We start from the raw sequence: 1,668 nt of genomic DNA on the forward strand, positions 1-1,668 counted from the left end.
TATCTCAGCCTTACTCTTAAACAATCGAAGCTCATGCAAAGGGTACTCGATAGCGACAAACTCACCGGGTGGATGCGCGCCACTTCTGACCTTGCTGCGAATCGTGTTCACCCAGTCCATGATTTGTGCATCGAACTGCGCATTTCGACCAAGCGCATAAAACACCTTGTCGCGGCCTTCAATCAAACCAGGAAGAATTTCATCAATATCACTAATCGGAAACGCATCATCGAAACCAAGCTGCTTAATTGCGCCCTCAGGCCCAAGCATTTTGCCATCCCACATTTCTTTTGCCGGATCACGCTCTCGGCAAAAGAGCACAGCCTCGCCGTGCTCTCTACCCGGAATAAGCGCCAAGACAGCCTCTGGTTCATTAAACCCTGTTAGATAGTAAAAATCGCTATCCTGACGAAATTGAAAGTCAGCGTCATGGTTGCGCACCTTCAGCTTGGATGCAGGAAGGATTGCAATTGCGTTGTCGCCCATCTGCTCGGCAAGCGCTTTACGCCGTGCCGCGAATTCTTTCTTGGTAATGCTCATACGTTTAGTTCGTTATTCTGTTAATTCTAGATTGCTGCCGCGAGTGTTTTAATGAAGGGTCGGTGCAGTTTCTTCGTTTGAAGCACCGTCAGGCAGCTCATTAAACTCGAGGTAAAGATTTAACGTGCCTATCCGCACGTACTCACACACTTCGAAGAAATCGCGCTCACTGGTCTCCGAGCTATCCATACGGGAATCCAGTTGACTTATTTCTACCAAATCTCGAAGAATCTCTTGCAGATCCTCGTCTAGATTTGCCAAGGCGTGTGTTTGCGTCACAGCAATACCTTCCAGAAAACCGCCAACCCATGCACCCAAGGCTTCGCCCCGCTCCGCAATTGCATAGCTATCGTCAGGCAAGCAAATCTGAAAAGCGCTCGAATCTACAGCGATACTTTCTAAAGTATCGCGATAAAACTTACACAAATCCTGATGCACATTCGGCTGCTTCTCAACGTTGAATTCTTCAATGCCCATGTGATCTAGACACATAGCCAACCATTCATCGTCTTTCAATTGCGTATTACCTGTAATGTGACCAATCATAATGCCATGCAGTTCGCTTGGATGATTAATTGCGCCGTTAATGTTGTATACATTGGCAAGCCATTCAAATTCGCTTTCTACATGAACATCTTCAGACATGGTGTCTCCGTTGGATAAATGAAACGAAATTATACGACTGAATCACCCATAGGCGTTAGCCTTATTGACCGCAACGCGGGGGCAAATTATAGTCTTCGGGCAGAGCACTATACGCTGCATTATGTTTTAATTTCTAACCGCTCACGATAATGACGAAGGAACGGCGTAATGGATAACTCGCCTATCAGCAGATTTTCAGACAAAGTCGAACAACTCATTGCATACTGCGAGCGCCTTGAAGAAGACAACGCCCGATTGACTAAGTCGCAGGAGCAACTTCAAAGCGAGCGCTCAAAACTTCTTCAAAAAAACGATCTTGCCAAAACCAAGATCGAGGGAATGATTGGTCGTCTACGCGCACTGGAGCAAAATTAATGTCTGAGCAGAATACGCTTGAAGTAAGGATTCTCGACAAAGAGTATCTTGTTGCCTGTCCACCAGACAAACAAAAAGAACTGCGTGAAGCGTCTGTGCAGCTCGACG

At 46.5% G+C, this 1,668-nt stretch carries 3 protein-coding genes; 1 reads left to right on the plus strand and 2 read right to left on the minus strand.

Going from position 1 to position 1,668, the window contains the following annotated elements; translation table 11 throughout:
* Together A3750_RS14275 and A3750_RS14280 are read right to left on the minus strand one after the other, a co-directional pair.
* Positions 1 to 540, minus strand: a 540-nt coding sequence (locus tag A3750_RS14275; protein WP_197475046.1) for an aminopeptidase P N-terminal domain-containing protein, incomplete at its 3' end; no start/stop codon positions are given.
* Between the two features lie 48 nt (positions 541 to 588).
* A complete protein-coding gene (locus A3750_RS14280; RefSeq protein WP_068454351.1) occupies positions 589 to 1,185 on the minus strand; it encodes a UPF0149 family protein in 597 nt (198 codons plus the stop codon).
* Positions 1,186 to 1,353: 168 nt separating this feature from the next.
* On the opposite strand from A3750_RS14280, the gene A3750_RS14285 reads away from it, so the two are divergent.
* Positions 1,354 to 1,560 carry a TIGR02449 family protein gene (locus tag A3750_RS14285; protein ID WP_068454364.1) on the plus strand — a complete coding sequence of 69 codons (207 nt, stop codon included), beginning with the start codon at positions 1,354 to 1,356 and terminating at the stop codon, positions 1,558 to 1,560.
* Positions 1,561 to 1,668: the final 108 nt, after the last annotated feature.

This window comes from Oleiphilus sp. HI0079 (assembly GCF_001635105.1).